The organism is Escherichia sp. 93.0816, assembly GCF_013368855.2.
In the GTDB taxonomy this organism is placed as follows: Bacteria; Pseudomonadota; Gammaproteobacteria; order Enterobacterales; family Enterobacteriaceae; genus Escherichia; species Escherichia ruysiae.
The window spans coordinates 1-250 of the sequence record NZ_JABWNC020000102.1; the positions used below are offsets into that span (position 1 = coordinate 1).

A 250-nucleotide genomic window follows, 5' to 3' on the forward strand; every position below is an offset into this window, starting at 1 on the left:
ATCCGGCAGACATTACGGTTTATATCGATGGTGTTGCGGCTTCAATGGCTTCGGTGGTCGCAATGGCTGGCGATCGTGTTGTGATGCCGGAAAACGCCATGATGATGATACATAAGCCGTGGGGTATCTCTGGCGGAAATGCTGGTGATATGCGTGATTATGCTGATTTGCTGGATAAGGTGGAAACCGTGTTAGTCCCTGCTTATGCCAGAAAAACGGGCAAATCAGCACAGGAAATTACCGCCATGCT

1 protein-coding gene is annotated in these 250 nt (G+C 49.6%); it reads left to right on the top strand.

The genetic code is table 11. The features are described from left to right. On the top strand, positions 1-250 hold a 250-nt coding region (locus HEM79_RS23250), incomplete at both ends, for a Clp protease ClpP (RefSeq protein ID WP_183082738.1).